Below are 14227 nucleotides of genomic sequence, written 5' to 3'. Positions count from 1 at the left end.
TCGGGATCGCGACGGTAGCCTGTCAAGACCATGAACATCAAGAAGATCCTGCGCGGGCCGATCATCTACATCCTGCTCGCGATCATCGCGGTCTGGATCGGCTCGAGCCTGATCATGCAGTCGGGCTTCCAGCAGGTGACGACGCAGCAGGGTCTCGAGTTCCTCGCCAAGGACAAGGTCCAGTCCGTGAAGATCGTCGACGGCGAGAACCGCGTCGACCTCACGCTCACCGAGCCCGACGACGAGTTCGGCAAGCAGGTGCAGTTCTACTACGTGACGCCGCGCGGCGCCGACGTGGTCGAGGCGGTCGACGCCGCGAACCCCTCCGACGGCTACAACGACGAGGTGCCGCAGCCGAACTGGTTCCTCTCGATGCTCGGCATCCTGCTGCCGCTCGTGCTCATCGGCCTCTTCTTCTGGATCATGCTCTCGGGCATGCAGGGCGGCGGCAACCGCGTCATGCAGTTCGGCAAGTCGCGCGCGAAGCTCGTCTCCAAGGAGAGCCCGAAGGTCACGTTCGACGACGTCGCGGGCTCGGACGAGGCCATCGAGGAACTGCAGGAGATCAAGGACTTCCTGAAGGACCCGGCCAAGTTCCAGGCGGTCGGCGCCCGGATCCCCAAGGGCGTGCTGCTGTACGGCCCGCCCGGAACCGGCAAGACCCTGCTCGCCCGCGCCGTCGCCGGCGAGGCCGGCGTGCCGTTCTACTCGATCTCGGGTTCGGACTTCGTCGAGATGTTCGTCGGCGTCGGCGCATCCCGCGTGCGCGACCTGTTCGACCAGGCCAAGCAGAACGCGCCGGCCATCATCTTCGTCGACGAGATCGACGCGGTCGGCCGCCACCGCGGCGCCGGCCTCGGCGGCGGGCACGACGAGCGCGAGCAGACCCTGAACCAGCTGCTCGTCGAGATGGACGGCTTCGACCCCAAGACGAACGTCATCCTCATCGCGGCGACGAACCGCCCCGACATCCTCGACCCGGCGCTCCTGCGCCCGGGCCGCTTCGACCGCCAGATCGGCGTCGACGCGCCCGACCTGCGGGGCCGGCAGCGGATCCTCGAGGTGCACTCGATGGGCAAGCCGCTCGCGAAGGGCGTCGACCTCGAGGTGCTCGCGCGGAAGACCCCCGGCTTCACGGGTGCCGACCTCGCGAACGTGCTGAACGAGGCCGCGCTGCTCACCGCGCGCAGCAACGCGCAGCTCATCGACAACCGCGCGCTCGACGAGGCCGTCGACCGCGTGATCGCCGGCCCGCAGCGCCGCACGCGCGTGATGAAGGACAAGGAGAAGCTCATCACCGCGTACCACGAGGGCGGCCACGCGCTCGCGGCGGCGGCGATGAACTACACCGACCCGGTCACCAAGATCACGATCCTCCCGCGCGGCCGCGCCCTCGGCTACACGATGGTGCTCCCCCTCGAGGACAAGTACTCGGTGACCCGCAACGAGCTGCTCGACCAGCTGACGTACGCCATGGGCGGTCGCGTCGCCGAGGAGATCGTCTTCCACGACCCGTCCACCGGCGCCTCGAACGACATCGAGAAGGCCACCGCGACGGCCCGCAAGATGGTCACCGAGTACGGCATGTCGGCGAACGTCGGCGCCGTGAAGCTCGGCCAGTCGCAGGGCGAGGTCTTCCTCGGCCGCGACATGGGCCACCAGCGCGACTACTCGGAGGACATCGCCGAGACCGTCGACCGCGAGGTCCGCACGCTCATCGAGCAGGCCCACGACGAGGCGTGGCAGGTGCTGAACGACAACCGCGACATCCTCGACAAGCTGGCCGCCGAGCTCCTCGAGCAGGAGACCCTCGACCACAACCAGATCGCCGAGATCTTCAAGGACGTCCGCAAGCTCCCGGAGCGCCCCCTGTGGCTCTCGAGCGACCGGCGCCCGGTGTCGGACATCCCGCCGATCACGTTCCCCGAGGACAAGGCGCCCATCGACCAGGGGCTGGTCGACGGCGGCATCGACTCCACCGACGAGTCCGAGCTCGAGGAGCCGACGCCCGCGCGCGCGCCGCGCTCGAAGCCGCGCCCGGCGACCGCGTAGGCGGCCGACGGAGGGTCCGGGCGAGACGCCCACACGACGAGGGAGCGGCATGGCCGAGGTGGATGTCCCGCGCATCGCACGTGCGGTGCGCGAGATCCTGCTCGCGATCGGCGAGGACCCGGACCGGCCGGGGCTCGAGCGCACGCCCGAGCGCGTCGCCGAGGCCTACGCGGACTTCTTCGCCGGCCTCTCGGTCGACCCGCTGAGCCACCTGGCCGAGAGCGTGCCGATCGGCGAGACGGGTGCCGGCGACCCCGCCACGAGCGACGCGGTCGTGCTCCGCGACCTGCACTTCCGGTCGGTCTGCGAGCACCACCTGCTGCCGTTCGTCGGGCGCGCGCACGTCGCGTACCTCCCCGGCGACCGGGTCGTCGGCCTCGGCCGCATCCCGGCGGTCGTCGACACGCTCGCCAGCCGTCCGCAGCTCCAGGAACGGCTCGCGGAGGAGATCGCCGACACGCTCGAGCACGGGCTCGGCGCGCGCGGCGTGCTCGTCGTGCTCGATGCGCAGCACCGGTGCGTGACCACGCGCGGTGCGCGGCAGGACCGCAGCTCGACCATCACGATCGCGAGCCGCGGTGCGCTCGCCGACCCCGTCGCGCGCGCCGAGATCATCGCGCTCATCCAGGCGGGGAGCGCTGACCGGGATGCCTGAGCCGGCGCCGACGCTCGTGATGGGCGTCGTCAACGTCACGCCGGATTCCTTCAGCGACGGCGGCCGGTGGTTCGACGTCGACGCCGCGATCGCGCACGGCCTCGAGCTCGTCGCGCAGGGCGCCGACATCCTCGACGTCGGCGGAGAGTCGACCCGGCCCGGCGCCGCGCGCGTCGAGCCGGCCGAGGAGATCCGACGGGTCGTCCCCGTGATCCGCGAGCTCGCGGGCCGGGGCATCCCGATCAGCGTCGACACCATGCGTGCGGCGACCGCGGAGGCCGCCGTCGAGGCGGGCGCCGTGATCGTCAACGACGTGTCGGCGGGGCTCGCCGATTCCGCGATGGCGCCGATCGCCGCGGCCTCGGGCGCCCGCTACGTCGCGATGCACTGGCGCGGGCACTCCGACCGCATGGACGCGCTCGCGGAGTACCGCGACGTGGCGCGCGAGGTGCGGGACGAGCTGGCCGAGCGGGTCGACGCGCTCGTCCGGGCGGGCGTCGATGCCGACCGGATCATCCTCGACCCGGGCCTCGGATTCGCCAAGCGCGGCGAGCAGAACTGGGAGCTCCTGGCGCGCCTCGACGAGATCGGCTCGCTCGGGTTCCCGGTGCTCGTCGGGGCATCCCGCAAGCGGTTCCTCGGCGCGCTGCTGCCCGACGGCGCGCCCGTCGAGGACCGCGACCTCCCGACCGCCGTGCTCAGCGCCCTGGCCGCCGAGCGAGGGGCGTGGGCGGTGCGCGTCCACGACGTCGGCGCGACCCGTCGCGCGCTCGACGTGGTCGCCGCGTGGCAGGCTGGACGACGTGGCTGAGACGCGCGATCGCATCACCCTGACCGGGCTCCGGGTGCGGGCGCACCACGGCGTCTTCGACTTCGAGCGCCGCGACGGGCAGGAGTTCGTGGTCGATGTGGTCGCCGCGGTCGACCTGCGCGCGGCCTCCGGCGGGGACGACCTCGCGAGCACGGTCCACTACGGTGTGCTGGCCGAGGAGGTCGTCGCGGCGGTCGAGCGCGACCCGGTCGACCTCATCGAGACCGTCGCCGAACGCGTCGCCGCGGTCGTGCTCGCGCACCCGCCGGTCGAGGAGGTCGAGGTGACGGTCCACAAGCCGAATGCGCCGATCGAGGTGCCGTTCCAGGATGTCTCGGTCACGGTCGTGCGAGGGAGGGACGGGCGATGAACCGTGCGGTGATCGCGTTCGGGGCGAACCTGGGCGACCGGGAGGCCACGATCGGGGAGGCGGTCCGCGAGCTCGCCGACACCGAGGGCATCGCCCTCGTGGCCGTCTCGCCCGTCTACGAGACCGCGGCGATCAAGCCGGACGGCGTCGACCACGATGCGCCCGGGTACCTCAACGGCATCGTCATCGTCGAGACCGTGCTCGACCCCGAGCGGCTCCTCGCGCGCCTGCACGAGGTCGAGGCGGCGTTCGGCCGCGAACGCGCCGAGCGCTGGGGCGACCGGACCATCGACCTCGACCTGATCGACGTCGGCGGCCTCGTGATCGCGCCCGAGGCGCCCGGCGGCCTCGAACTCCCGCACCCGCGCGCGCACGAGCGTGCGTTCGTGCTGCAGCCGTGGCTCGACATCGAGCCCGACGCGACGCTGCCGGGACGGGGGCCGATCGGGGCGCTGCGCGCCGCGGCATCCGACACGGTGGTGCGCCGGTGAAGCGCACCCACGCCTCGACCCTCGTCGCCACCGCGGTCATCGGCCTCGTCGTCGGCTACCTCGGCGACCTCGCGGTCGTCGCGGCCGGGCGCCCGGCCCTCGTCCCGCCGCTCTCGCTCGGCATCACGCTCGCCGCGGTCGCCGCGCTCGTCGTCGCGTTCGCGTGGCCGATCCGCCGAGCCGTGAAGGGCACCGCGAAACGGCGCGTCGACCCGTTCCAGGCCATGCGCGTCGCGGCGCTCGCGAAGGCCTCGAGCCTGGCCGGCGCGCTCATGCTCGGCATCGCGCTCGGGATGACCGCGTTCCTGCTCACGCGCAACGTGATCCCGAACCTCGACTCCGTCTGGATGGCGCTCGCGACCGCGGCCGGCGCCGGGCTCCTGCTCGCCGGCGGGCTGCTGGCGGAGTGGTTCTGCACGCTGCCGCCCGACGACCCGGACGCCGAGCACGAGGAGCACGCGCGCGCCTGAGCGCGCACGCGAGTCCCGACCCGGCGCGGGCCGCCCGGGCCTGCGTACGATGGCGGAGTGGACCACGAAGCCGAGCCCCCGACGAGCGCACCGACCCTGATCGAACCGCACGAGGTGACGGCGCCCGGCGCGACGGTGCACGGTGCGCACGTCGATGCGGAGTGGCGGCGCGTGTCGCCGAAGTACGTGGTCGTCGAGGTCGTCGGCTCGCTGATCGGCGCGGCGGTCATGGTCGGCGCGCTGCTGGTCGCGAATGCGCTGCTCGGGCTCTGGTGGGCGCCGTGGGCCGCACTCGCGATCGGCGTCATCGCGCTCGTCGGCATCGCGTTCGAGCCGCGCCGGGTGCGGGCCATCCGGTACCGGCTCCGCGAGGACGACCTGCTGTTCCGCCGCGGCATCATGTTCCAGCGCCAGGTCGCGGTGCCCTACGGGCGCATGCAGCTCGTCGACATCACGCGCGGCCCGGTCGCGCGCGCACTCGGCCTCGCCGACCTCAAGTTCGTGACCGCCGCGGCGGCGACCGCGGTGACCGTGCCCGGGATCCCGCTCGAGGAGGCCGAGCGCCTGCGCGACGAGCTCGTCGCGCTCGCCGAGACCCGACGGGCCGGGCTGTGACGCAGTCCGCCGCGGTGCGGACGGGCCTCGCCGACGGCGAGTGGCACCGGCTCCACCCGGCGAGTCCGCTCCTGCGGGGCGGGCTGGCGTTCATCGCGGTCCTCGGCATCATCGTCGCGAACCTGCGCGAGCGGGTCACCGAGTTCCTGATCCCGGTCCTCGCGCCCGACGTGGGCGACGAGTTCGGCGATTCCGGCGACGGGTGGCGCAACGAGTGGGCCGAGGACCCGATCGGCGCGATCCTGTCGCACGGATGGCTCGGGTGGGCGCTGCTCGCGCTCGTGGTCGGGCTGCTGCTCGCGATCGCCGGGTTCTGGCTGAGCTGGCGCCTGCACTCGTTCCGCGTCGGCGACGAGGCGGTCGAGGTGCGCAGCGGCATCCTCTTCCGGTCCCACCGGTCGGCCCGCCTCGACCGGATCCAGGGGATCAACGTGAGCCGGCCGGTGTTCGCGCGGATCTTCGGCGCGGCGAAGCTCGACGTCTCGGTCGCCGGGCAATCCGGCAACGTCCAGCTCGCGTACCTCGGGTCCGCGGCCGCCGACGAGCTCCGCGCCGACATCCTGCGCCTGTCGTCGGGTGTGCGGGCGGCCCGGGCGGCGGCCCGGTCGGAATCGGTCGCGGATGCCCCGGCGGGGTCGTCGCCCGAGGTCGGGGCCTGGCCCGGGGCAGGGCCTGCCGGGGCGGGGGCCGGTCCGGCCGGCGCCGTCCCCGCCGGTGTCGCCGGGCCGCACGCCGTCCCGGACTCCGGGCTCCGCGGCCGCGCCGCCGACCTGGTGAACCGGCGCGTCGACGAGTTCCTCGCTCCCGAGCTCGACCCCGACCTGGCTCCGCCGGAGTCCGTCGTGCACATCCCGCTCGGGCGGGTGGTCGGCTCGACCCTCCTCGGCGGCTGGACGATCTGGCTCGTCGGCATGACCGCGCTCCTCGTCGTCGGCACGCTGAGCGGCTGGTTCTGGGTCTGGTTCTCGATCGTCCCGGGCATCATCGGCCTCGCGAGCTACGCGTGGTCGCAGGTGACGAAGTCGCTGCGGTACTCGATCGCGGGCACGCCCGACGGAGTCCGCATCGGCCACGGCCTGCTCTCGACCGCGAACCGCACGATCCCGCCGGGTCGCGTGCATGCGATCGAGGCCACGCAGTGGGTGCTCTGGCGGCCGTTCGGCTGGTGGAGCGTGCGCGTGAACCTCGCCGGGCAGTCGATCAGCGGCAACGCCGAGGCGCAGACCCGGACCATCGTGCTCCCGGTCGGCACCGCCGCCGACGTCTCGCGCGTGCTCGGGCTGCTCGTGCCCGCGGACGCGACCGACCTCGTCGACGCGATCCCCCCGGGGCTCACGGGCAGCGGGACCGACGGCGGGTTCCGACCGGCGCCGCGGCGCGCGGCCTGGCTGCATCCGTTCCAGTGGCGCCGGATCGGCTGGACCGAGCGCGACGGCGTCGCGCTGGTGCGCCGCGGGATGCTCGTGCGCAGCCTCGTGCTGGTCCCGCTCGCGCGCATGCAGTCGGCCTCGGTCCAGTCCGGCCCCGTCGGGCGGATGCTCCGGCTCGCGTCGCTGCGGCTGCACACGGTCGTCGGCCCGATCACCGCGACGCTCCCGGCCGTCGACCGCGCGGAGGCGATCTCGGCGTTCGAGCACGTCGCCCACGAGGCCGTCGTGCGCGCGGCGAGTGACACGTCGCACGAGTGGGGCGTCGCGGCCGCGCGTCGCGCGCCCGTCGCGCCGGCGACGAGTGCGCCGGTGCAGGATGCCTCGGGGCAGGCTGCCCAGGTGACGAGCGCGCCGGCGCAGGATGCTTCGACGGCGCCCGGGTCCGCGGACCCCGCGCCGACCGCCGACGGGGCGTCGGGTGCCTGAGCCGCGCGCCGGGCGCCTCGGCGTCGGCGTCATCGGCGCCGGGCGTGTCGGCGCGGTGCTCGCGGCCGCGCTGGGCGGCGCGGGCCACGCCGTCACCGGCGTGACCGCGGTCTCCGAGGCGAGCCGGGACCGGGCCGACGCGATGCTGCCGGGCGTGCCGGTGCTCACCGTGCCCGAGCTCGTCGAGCGCAGCGAGCTCGTGCTCATCGCCGTCCCGGCGGACGAGCTCGAGGGTCTCGTCTCCGGCCTCGCGGCCGCGGGGGCGTGGCAGCCCGGTCAGCTCGTGCTGCACACCGCGGCGCGCTTCGGCACGGGCGTGCTCGATCCGGCGCGGCGCGCGGGCGCGATCCCGCTCGCGGTGCATCCGGTCATGAGCTTCACCGGCACCTCGATCGACGTGGCGCGCCTCGCGGGCACGTGGTTCGGCGTCACCGCGCCGGCTCCCGTCCTGCCGATCGCGCTCGCGCTCGTGGTCGAGATGGGCGGCGAGCCGTTCGTCGTCGACGAGGCCGACCGTGCCGCCTACGCCGAGGCGATCGACACCGCGGTCTCCTTCTCGACCGCGATCGTCGACCAGGCCAGCGGCATCCTCGGCGGCATCGGGGTCGTGAGGCCCGGCGCGGTGCTCGCGCCGCTCGTCCGCAGCGCCGTCGAGAACGCGCTGGCCCGGCACGACGGCGGCCCCCGACCCGAGGGCGCGGGTAGGATCGACGAGGCCGGAACCGATCGGCCTGGAGGTGCCGAGTGAGAGGGACCATGGCGCGAATCCGCATCGTTCCGACCGTCGTCGAGCTGCGCGCGCTGCTGGCCGACCGACGCCGTGCGGGGTCGACCGTCGCGCTCGTGCCCACCATGGGCGCCCTCCACGAGGGCCACCTCGAGCTCGTGCGCCGGGCGCGCGAGCTCGCCGACGTCGTCGTGGTCTCGATCTTCGTCAACCCGCTCCAGTTCGGGCCGAACGAGGACTTCGACCGGTACCCGCGTGCGCTCGACGCCGACGTGGCCGCGCTCGAGACGGTCGGCGCCGACCTCGTCTTCGCGCCGTCGGTCGCCGAGATGTACCCCGACGGCCCGTCGCAGACGCGCGTCGCGGCCGGGCCGATCGCGGCCCTCTACGAAGGCGCGTCCCGCCCCGGGCACTTCGACGGCATGCTGACCGTCGTCTCGAAGCTGTTCCACATCGTGCAGCCGGACATCGCGTGCTTCGGCCAGAAGGACGCCCAGCAGGTGTACCTGGTGCAGCGGATGGTCCGCGACCTCGACCTGCCGCTCGGCATCGAAGTCGTGCCGACCGTGCGCGAGGTCGACGGGCTCGCGATGTCGAGCCGCAACCGGTACCTCTCGGACGAGGAGCGCGTCGCCGCCCTCGCGCTGTCGGAGTCCCTGCGCGCGGCCGACCGGGCGTCCGCCGACGGCCTCGCCGAGGTGCTCGCCGAGGCGGATGCCGCGTTCGGCGCGCACGACGTGCAGCCCGACTACCTCGTGGTCGTCGACCCGGCGACCTTCCTCCCGGTCGGCGACGACGCGACGGGCGAGGCGGTCGTGCTCGTCGCGGCCCGCGTCGGCGCGACGCGCCTCATCGACAACGCGCGGATCACGCTCGGCTGAGCGGGGGGTCTCGAGACGCGTCCTCGCTGCGCTCGGGCGCTCCTCGACCACCGGGAGCGGTGCGTCGGATGCTCCTCGACCGACCACCGGGAGCGGTGCGTCGGATGCGCCTCGACCACCGGGAGGGGCGCGGCTCGGATGCTCCTCGCCCGCCGGGAGGGGCGCTCAGGCGCCCCCGGTAGGCTTGGGGTGCCCGTTTCCGCGCCGCATGAGAGAGAACCATGGCCGACACGCAGACCGAAGCCCACGAGCCCACCGCGGAGGAGATCTCCGAGCAGAAGGCCGTGCGGCTCCAGAAGCGCGACCGCCTGAACGAGGGCGCCGACCCGGGCCTCGGCGCCTACCCGGTCAGCCTGCCGATCACGGCGACCATCCCCGAGGTGCGCGACCGCTTCATCGGCCTCGGCGTCGACGAGCAGAGCGGTGAGACGGTCGGGCTCGCGGGCCGCGTGGTCCACCTGCGCAACACCGGCAAGCTGTGCTTCGCGGCGCTGCAGTCCGGCGACGGCAGCCGCGTCCAGGCGATGGTCTCCCTCGCCGAGGTCGGCGAGGAGTCGCTCGCGGCGTGGAAGGACCTGGTCGACCTCGGCGACCACCTGTTCGTGTCGGGCGAGGTCATCACGAGCCGACGCGGCGAGCTGTCGATCATGGTGCGCGACTGGCGCATCGCGGCGAAGGCGATCCTGCCGCTGCCGAACCTGCACAACGAGCTCGGCGAGGAGACGCGGGTCCGCTCGCGGTACCTCGACCTCATCGCGCGCGAGCAGGCGCGGAAGAACGTCGTCGACCGCGCCAAGGTCAACCAGAGCCTGCGCCAGACCTTCGCGGGCCGCGGCTACATCGAGGTCGAGACCCCGATGCTGCAGGTCATGCACGGCGGGGCATCCGCTCGGCCCTTCGTCACCCGCTCGAACGCGTTCGACACCGAGCTCTACCTGCGCATCGCGCCCGAGCTGTACCTGAAGCGCGCCGTCGTCGGCGGCATCGAGCGCGTGTTCGAGATCAACCGCAACTTCCGCAACGAGGGCGCCGACTCGACGCACTCGCCCGAGTTCGCGATGCTCGAGGCGTACCAGGCGTACAGCGACTACGACGGCATGGCCGAGCTCACGCAGACCCTGGTGCAGGATGCCGCGCTCGCGGTCGCGGGCAGCCACGTCGTCACCTGGGCCGACGGCACCGAGTACGACCTCGGCGGCCAGTGGGACCGCATCTCGATGTACGGCTCGCTGTCGGAGGCCGTCGGCGAGGAGATCACCGCCGAGACGCCGGTGGCGCGCCTGAAGGAGCTCGCCGACGCCGAGGGCATCGAGATCGACCACCCGCTGCCCGGCAAGTACGTCGAGGAGCTCTGGGAGCACCACGTGAAGGGCGGCCTCGAGCGTCCGACCTTCGTCATGGACTTCCCGCTCGACACGTCGCCGCTCGTGCGCTGGCACCGGAGCATCCCGGGCGTCGTCGAGAAGTGGGACCTGTACATCCGCGGCTTCGAGCTCGCGACCGGGTACTCGGAGCTCGTCGACCCCGTCGTCCAGCGCGACCGCTTCGTCGAGCAGGCGAAGCTCGCCGCGGGCGGCGACCCCGAGGCGATGCGCCTCGACGAGGAGTTCCTGCGCGCGCTCGAGTTCGGCATGCCGCCGTCGGGCGGCATGGGCATGGGCATCGACCGCCTGCTCATGGCGATCACGGGGCTCGGCATCCGCGAGACCATCCTGTTCCCGCTGGTGAAGTGAGGGGTGCCGCGATGAACGACTACCTGCCGAAGGACGAACTCGAGCCGCGCGACCCGAAGAAGCCGACGACGACCCGGATCGCGATCTGGATCATCGTGGGCGCCATCGGCCTCTACCTGGTCGGGTCGGGCGTCTGGGGGCTCATCACCGCCGGGTGACCCTCGTCGGGCCGGGCTTCCAGCGGCGGCTCGGACATCCCCGGGTATCCTTGGGAGCACTATGGACGACTTCTGGGCGAACGCCATCTGGTCGCTGGCGCCGACCGTGCTCATCGGGCTGATCTTCTGGTTCGTGATGCGCGCCGTCGTGCACGCCGACCGGAACGAGCGCAACGCGTACGCCAAGATCGAGGCCGAGGAACGCGCGAAGCGCTCCGCTCGGGAGCACCCTGCCCGCTAGCATCCCGTCATGGGGCTGACGGGGGAGCAGTGGGCCGCGATCTTCTCGGTCGCGATCCTGCTGCTGGACATCACGATCCGCGTGGTCGCGATCATCGTGGTCCCGCGCAACCGGCGTCCGACCGCGGGCATGGCCTGGCTGCTGGCGATCTTCTTCCTCCCCTTCATCGGCGCGCTGGTGTTCCTGCTCATCGGGAACCCGAAGCTCCCCAAGGCCCGGCGCGCCAAGCAGGCGGAGGTCAACCGCGCCATCCGCGAGGCGACGCACCGCGTCGAGCGCGTGAGCGACACGAGTTCGTGGCCGTCGTGGTTCGAGGGCGTCGTGCGGATGAACCGGAACATCGGCGCCCTGCCCCTCATCGGGTCGAACAGCGCCTCGCTCATCGGCGACTACGCGGGCTCGCTGCGGGCGATGACCGACGCCATCCGGGTTGCCCGGCACTACGTCCACGTCGAGTTCTACATCTTCGCCCTCGACCCGACGACGGCTCCGCTCTTCGACGCGCTCGCCGACGCGGTCGCGCGCGGCGTGCGCGTGCGGGTGCTGCTCGACCACGTGGCATCCGCTCGCACGAGCACCTACCGGAAGACGCTCCGGCGTCTGACGGCGATGGGCGCCGAATGGCACCTCATGCTCCCGGTGCAGCCCTTCAGGGGGCGGTACCAGCGCCCGGACCTGCGCAACCACCGGAAGATCCTCGTGGTCGACGGCGACGTCGCCTTCATGGGCTCCCAGAACGTCATCGACCGCAGCTACAACAAGCGCAGCAACCTCCGCCGGGGCCTGAAGTGGAAGGAGCTCGTCGCGCGGCTCGAGGGTCCGATCGTGTCCGGGCTCGACTCGATCTTCGCGAGCGACTGGTACCTCGAGTCGGGCGAGCGGATCGAGCTCTGGGAGGCGGCGTTCGACCAGCCGGCCGCCGAGCAGGACCTCGACTGCCAGGTCGTCCCGTCCGGTCCGGGGTTCAGCACTGAGAACAACCTGAAGCTCTTCCTCGCGCTGCTCTATGCGGCGAAGCAGCAGATCATCATCACGAGCCCCTACTTCGTGCCCGACGAGTCGATGCTCTACGCGATCAGCGGCGCCACCCAGCGCGGCGTGCACGTCGAGCTCTTCGTGTCGGAGGTGGGCGACCAGGCGCTCGTCTACCACGCGCAGCGCTCGTACTACGAGGCGCTGCTGCGCGCCGGCGTGCGGATCTACATGTACAAGGCGCCGTACATCCTGCACTCGAAGCACTTCTCGATCGACGAGGACGTCGCGGTGATCGGGTCGAGCAACATGGACATCCGCTCGTTCGAGCTGAACATGGAGGTCTCGCTCCTCGTGCGCGGCGCCTCGTTCGTGCGCGAGATGCGCGCGGTCGAGGAGCAGTACCGTGCCGAGAGCCGCGAGCTCACGCTCGAGGAGTGGCAGCAGCAGCCGCTGCGCTCGACCGTGCTCGACAACCTCGCGCGGCTGACGAGCGCGCTCCAGTAGCCGGCGCGCGGGGTCCAGGTCCGGTCGGGTTCCGGTCAGGGGCGGGGCTTCAGGCGGATCGTCGGGAGCTCGGGCGCCGGAAGCGGCGCGCCGTCGTACCCCGCGACCGTGCCGAACCGTCCGACCGGGTCGTCCGCGGCGATCACGTCGGCCTGCCATTCCCGCCGGAAGGCCTCGACCTCGTCGTGGCTGCGGCCGATGAAGTTCCACCACATGACGAGTTCCTCGCCGAACGGCACGCCCCCGAGCAGGACGATCCGCGCCGGGGCGTCCGCCGTCCGGAGCCGCACGCCGTCGTGCCCGGGCGGCAGGTAGCCGAGCTCGCCGCGAGCGAGCTCGGCGGTGTGGCCGGTCTCCGACAGCGGGTCGGCGTCGGCCGCCGCATCGTCGGGCTCGTCCGCGAGCGCGCGGAACGCGACCGTCACCGGGCCGCGATCGACCAGCAGCCCGTGCTCGAACGACTCGTCGAGCTCGATCCAGGCCTCGGCGCCGGCGGGCAGCTCGACTTGCGCGCCGACGAGGGGCGAGAACAGCGACACGGATGCCCCGGCGTCGATGCCCGGCAACGCACCCGCGAACACGCGCACGGTCGCGTCGTCCACCTGCCTCGGCTCGGTGGTGGCGTGCTCGAAGCTCGGCGCGGCATCGCGCGTCACGTCCGGCAGGGCGATCCAGAGTTGCACACCCGCCAGCGTGGTCGTCGCGGGCGTCGACACCTCGGAGTGCGAGATGCCGCGGCCGGCCGTCATCAGGTTCACCTCGCCGGGGCGCACGAGCTCGACGCTCCCGACCGAGTCGCGGTGCTCGACCTCGCCCTCGAACAGCCAGCTGACCGTCTGCAACCCGGTGTGCGGATGCGGCGGCACGACCATGCCGCCCGTGACGGACACGTCGTCGGGTCCGTAGTGGTCGGCGAAGCACCACGCGCCGATCGTCGTGCGCCCGCGCTGCGGGAGCGTCCGCCGCACCTGCATCGCGCGCGGCCCGCCGAGCGGCACGTCGCGCGGCGCGAGCACCTCGAGCACGGGCCCGGCGGGCGCATCGGGCGGGCATCGCAGCTCGACGGGATCATGCTCGAGGTTGCTCATGGCCCGAATCCTAGAGCCGTCGAGCGCGGGCGCTAGCATGTGCCCATGGCTACGACTCTCCCGCTGCGCCGGGCTGCGCTGGCCGCAGCGGCGCTCGCTTCCGTATTCCTGCTCGCCGCCTGTGCGCCCAGCACGAGCGCGAAGACCGACTACCCGGGCGAGCCCAGGGTCGAGCACCCGGTCGAACAGGACGAGGAGGGCACCGGCGACACCGAGGCCGAGGAGGAGGAGGAGTCGCCCGAAGGCGGCGAGGGCTCGCCGACGGCGGTCTGGCTGCAGCAGGGCGGCGTGCTCGCGGTCACCGTCTGGGGAAGCTCGACCTGCCCGCCCGTGGGGACGAACATCGAGGTCGTCGACCCGGCAGGCGAGGGCAACACCGTGGCGATCACGCTGAAGGACTACGGCAACGCGGTCTGCACGATGGACCTCGTGCCGCACACCACCGAGTTCTGGGCGCCGATGGACGTCACGACCACCGAACCGCTCACCGTGCGCGTCGCGGGCAGCGAGGTCGAGGTCCCGGTCAAGTAGCCCCGCGGGGCATCCGCTTCGAGGCCGTCGCGCGCATCGCGTGGCGGCCTCGCCGCGTATCCGGCGGGC

Annotated in this window: 16 protein-coding genes; 15 read left to right on the top strand and 1 reads right to left on the bottom strand. The window is 72.8% G+C overall.

From position 1 onward, the window contains the following. Nucleotides 1-30: 30 nt before the first annotated feature. From ftsH to cls, 14 genes are all read left to right on the top strand, one after another. Nucleotides 31-2052 carry an ATP-dependent zinc metalloprotease FtsH gene (ftsH, locus tag ACDF64_RS01875; protein ID WP_394553091.1) on the top strand — a complete coding sequence of 674 codons (2022 nt, stop codon included), beginning with the start codon at nt 31-33 and terminating at the stop codon, nt 2050-2052. A gap of 49 nt (nt 2053-2101) precedes the next feature. Beyond that, nucleotides 2102-2707 (top strand): GTP cyclohydrolase I, encoded by a 606-nt coding sequence (gene folE / locus ACDF64_RS01870; protein ID WP_394553090.1) that lies wholly within the window; start codon nt 2102-2104, stop codon nt 2705-2707. Further along, nucleotides 2700-3518: a dihydropteroate synthase gene (gene folP, locus ACDF64_RS01865; RefSeq protein WP_394553088.1), complete on the top strand. Its 819-nt coding sequence runs from the start codon at nt 2700-2702 to the stop codon at nt 3516-3518. The genes folE and folP overlap by 8 nt, the downstream gene beginning before the upstream one ends. Next, on the top strand, nt 3511-3888 hold the full coding sequence (gene folB, locus ACDF64_RS01860; RefSeq protein WP_394553087.1) for a dihydroneopterin aldolase: 378 nt from the start codon (nt 3511-3513) through the stop codon (nt 3886-3888). The genes folP and folB overlap by 8 nt, the downstream gene beginning before the upstream one ends. Further along, nucleotides 3885-4379, top strand: a complete 495-nt coding sequence (folK, locus tag ACDF64_RS01855; protein WP_394553086.1) for a 2-amino-4-hydroxy-6-hydroxymethyldihydropteridine diphosphokinase — start codon at nt 3885-3887, stop codon at nt 4377-4379. The genes folB and folK overlap by 4 nt, the downstream gene beginning before the upstream one ends. Further along, entirely contained in the window at nt 4376-4849 is a 474-nt protein-coding gene (locus ACDF64_RS01850; protein ID WP_394553085.1) for a DUF3180 family protein, read from the top strand. The genes folK and ACDF64_RS01850 overlap by 4 nt, the downstream gene beginning before the upstream one ends. Nucleotides 4850-4906: 57 nt before the next feature. Beyond that, a complete protein-coding gene (locus ACDF64_RS01845; protein WP_394553083.1) occupies nt 4907-5464 on the top strand; it encodes a PH domain-containing protein in 558 nt (185 codons plus the stop codon). After that, a complete protein-coding gene (locus ACDF64_RS01840; RefSeq protein WP_394553082.1) occupies nt 5461-7320 on the top strand; it encodes a PH domain-containing protein in 1860 nt (619 codons plus the stop codon). The genes ACDF64_RS01845 and ACDF64_RS01840 overlap by 4 nt, the downstream gene beginning before the upstream one ends. Then, nucleotides 7256-8068, top strand: a complete 813-nt coding sequence (locus tag ACDF64_RS01835; protein ID WP_394553081.1) for a Rossmann-like and DUF2520 domain-containing protein — start codon at nt 7256-7258, stop codon at nt 8066-8068. Before ACDF64_RS01840 ends, ACDF64_RS01835 begins: the two co-directional genes overlap by 65 nt. Nucleotides 8069-8076: 8 nt before the next feature. Beyond that, a complete protein-coding gene (panC, locus tag ACDF64_RS01830) occupies nt 8077-8928 on the top strand; it encodes a pantoate--beta-alanine ligase (protein ID WP_394553080.1) in 852 nt (283 codons plus the stop codon). A 221-nt stretch (nt 8929-9149) separates the two neighbouring features. Then, entirely contained in the window at nt 9150-10661 is a 1512-nt protein-coding gene (gene lysS / locus ACDF64_RS01825) for a lysine--tRNA ligase (protein WP_394553079.1), read from the top strand. Nucleotides 10662-10672: 11 nt separating this feature from the next. Then, on the top strand, nt 10673-10819 hold the full coding sequence (locus tag ACDF64_RS01820; RefSeq protein ID WP_394553078.1) for a hypothetical protein: 147 nt from the start codon (nt 10673-10675) through the stop codon (nt 10817-10819). 61 nt (nt 10820-10880) lie between these two features. Continuing rightward, nucleotides 10881-11060, top strand: coding sequence for a hypothetical protein (locus tag ACDF64_RS01815; protein WP_394553077.1), 180 nt, complete (start codon nt 10881-10883; stop codon nt 11058-11060). Nucleotides 11061-11069: 9 nt separating this feature from the next. Then, the gene (cls, locus tag ACDF64_RS01810; RefSeq protein ID WP_394553076.1) at nt 11070-12539 is read left to right on the top strand and encodes a cardiolipin synthase; all 1470 of its coding nucleotides are present in this window, start codon (nt 11070-11072) and stop codon (nt 12537-12539) included. A gap of 35 nt (nt 12540-12574) precedes the next feature. Here cls and ACDF64_RS01805 read toward each other — a convergent pair whose 3' ends face one another. Beyond that, nucleotides 12575-13627, bottom strand: coding sequence for a pirin family protein (locus ACDF64_RS01805; RefSeq protein WP_394553075.1), 1053 nt, complete (start codon nt 13625-13627; stop codon nt 12575-12577). A 45-nt stretch (nt 13628-13672) separates the two neighbouring features. On the opposite strand from ACDF64_RS01805, the gene ACDF64_RS01800 reads away from it, so the two are divergent. Then, nucleotides 13673-14158 carry a hypothetical protein gene (locus tag ACDF64_RS01800; RefSeq protein WP_394553074.1) on the top strand — a complete coding sequence of 162 codons (486 nt, stop codon included), beginning with the start codon at nt 13673-13675 and terminating at the stop codon, nt 14156-14158. The last annotated feature ends 69 nt before the right edge of the window (nt 14159-14227 follow it).

It is taken from the genome of Agromyces sp. MMS24-JH15, from assembly GCF_043518605.1.
Lineage (GTDB): Bacteria > Actinomycetota > Actinomycetes > Actinomycetales > Microbacteriaceae > Agromyces.
Note: the sequence above shows the minus strand (reverse complement) of the source record. Positions and strands in the feature narration are given on the sequence as shown.

Excerpts from the sequence above, each read along its gene's own strand:
- ftsH (WP_394553091.1), top strand. The coding sequence starts at position 31 with ATGAACATCAAGAAGATCCTGCGCGGGCCGATCATCTACATCCTGCTC.
- folE (WP_394553090.1), top strand. The coding sequence starts at position 2,102 with ATGGCCGAGGTGGATGTCCCGCGCATCGCACGTGCGGTGCGCGAGATC.
- folP (WP_394553088.1), top strand. The coding sequence starts at position 2,700 with ATGCCTGAGCCGGCGCCGACGCTCGTGATGGGCGTCGTCAACGTCACG.
- folK (WP_394553086.1), top strand. The coding sequence starts at position 3,885 with ATGAACCGTGCGGTGATCGCGTTCGGGGCGAACCTGGGCGACCGGGAG.
- ACDF64_RS01835 (WP_394553081.1), top strand. The coding sequence starts at position 7,256 with ATGCTTCGACGGCGCCCGGGTCCGCGGACCCCGCGCCGACCGCCGACG.
- panC (WP_394553080.1), top strand. The coding sequence starts at position 8,077 with ATGGCGCGAATCCGCATCGTTCCGACCGTCGTCGAGCTGCGCGCGCTG.
- lysS (WP_394553079.1), top strand. The coding sequence starts at position 9,150 with ATGGCCGACACGCAGACCGAAGCCCACGAGCCCACCGCGGAGGAGATC.
- ACDF64_RS01820 (WP_394553078.1), top strand. The coding sequence starts at position 10,673 with ATGAACGACTACCTGCCGAAGGACGAACTCGAGCCGCGCGACCCGAAG.
- ACDF64_RS01815 (WP_394553077.1), top strand. The coding sequence starts at position 10,881 with ATGGACGACTTCTGGGCGAACGCCATCTGGTCGCTGGCGCCGACCGTG.
- cls (WP_394553076.1), top strand. The coding sequence starts at position 11,070 with ATGGGGCTGACGGGGGAGCAGTGGGCCGCGATCTTCTCGGTCGCGATC.
- ACDF64_RS01805 (WP_394553075.1), bottom strand. The coding sequence starts at position 13,627 with ATGAGCAACCTCGAGCATGATCCCGTCGAGCTGCGATGCCCGCCCGAT.
- ACDF64_RS01800 (WP_394553074.1), top strand. The coding sequence starts at position 13,673 with ATGGCTACGACTCTCCCGCTGCGCCGGGCTGCGCTGGCCGCAGCGGCG.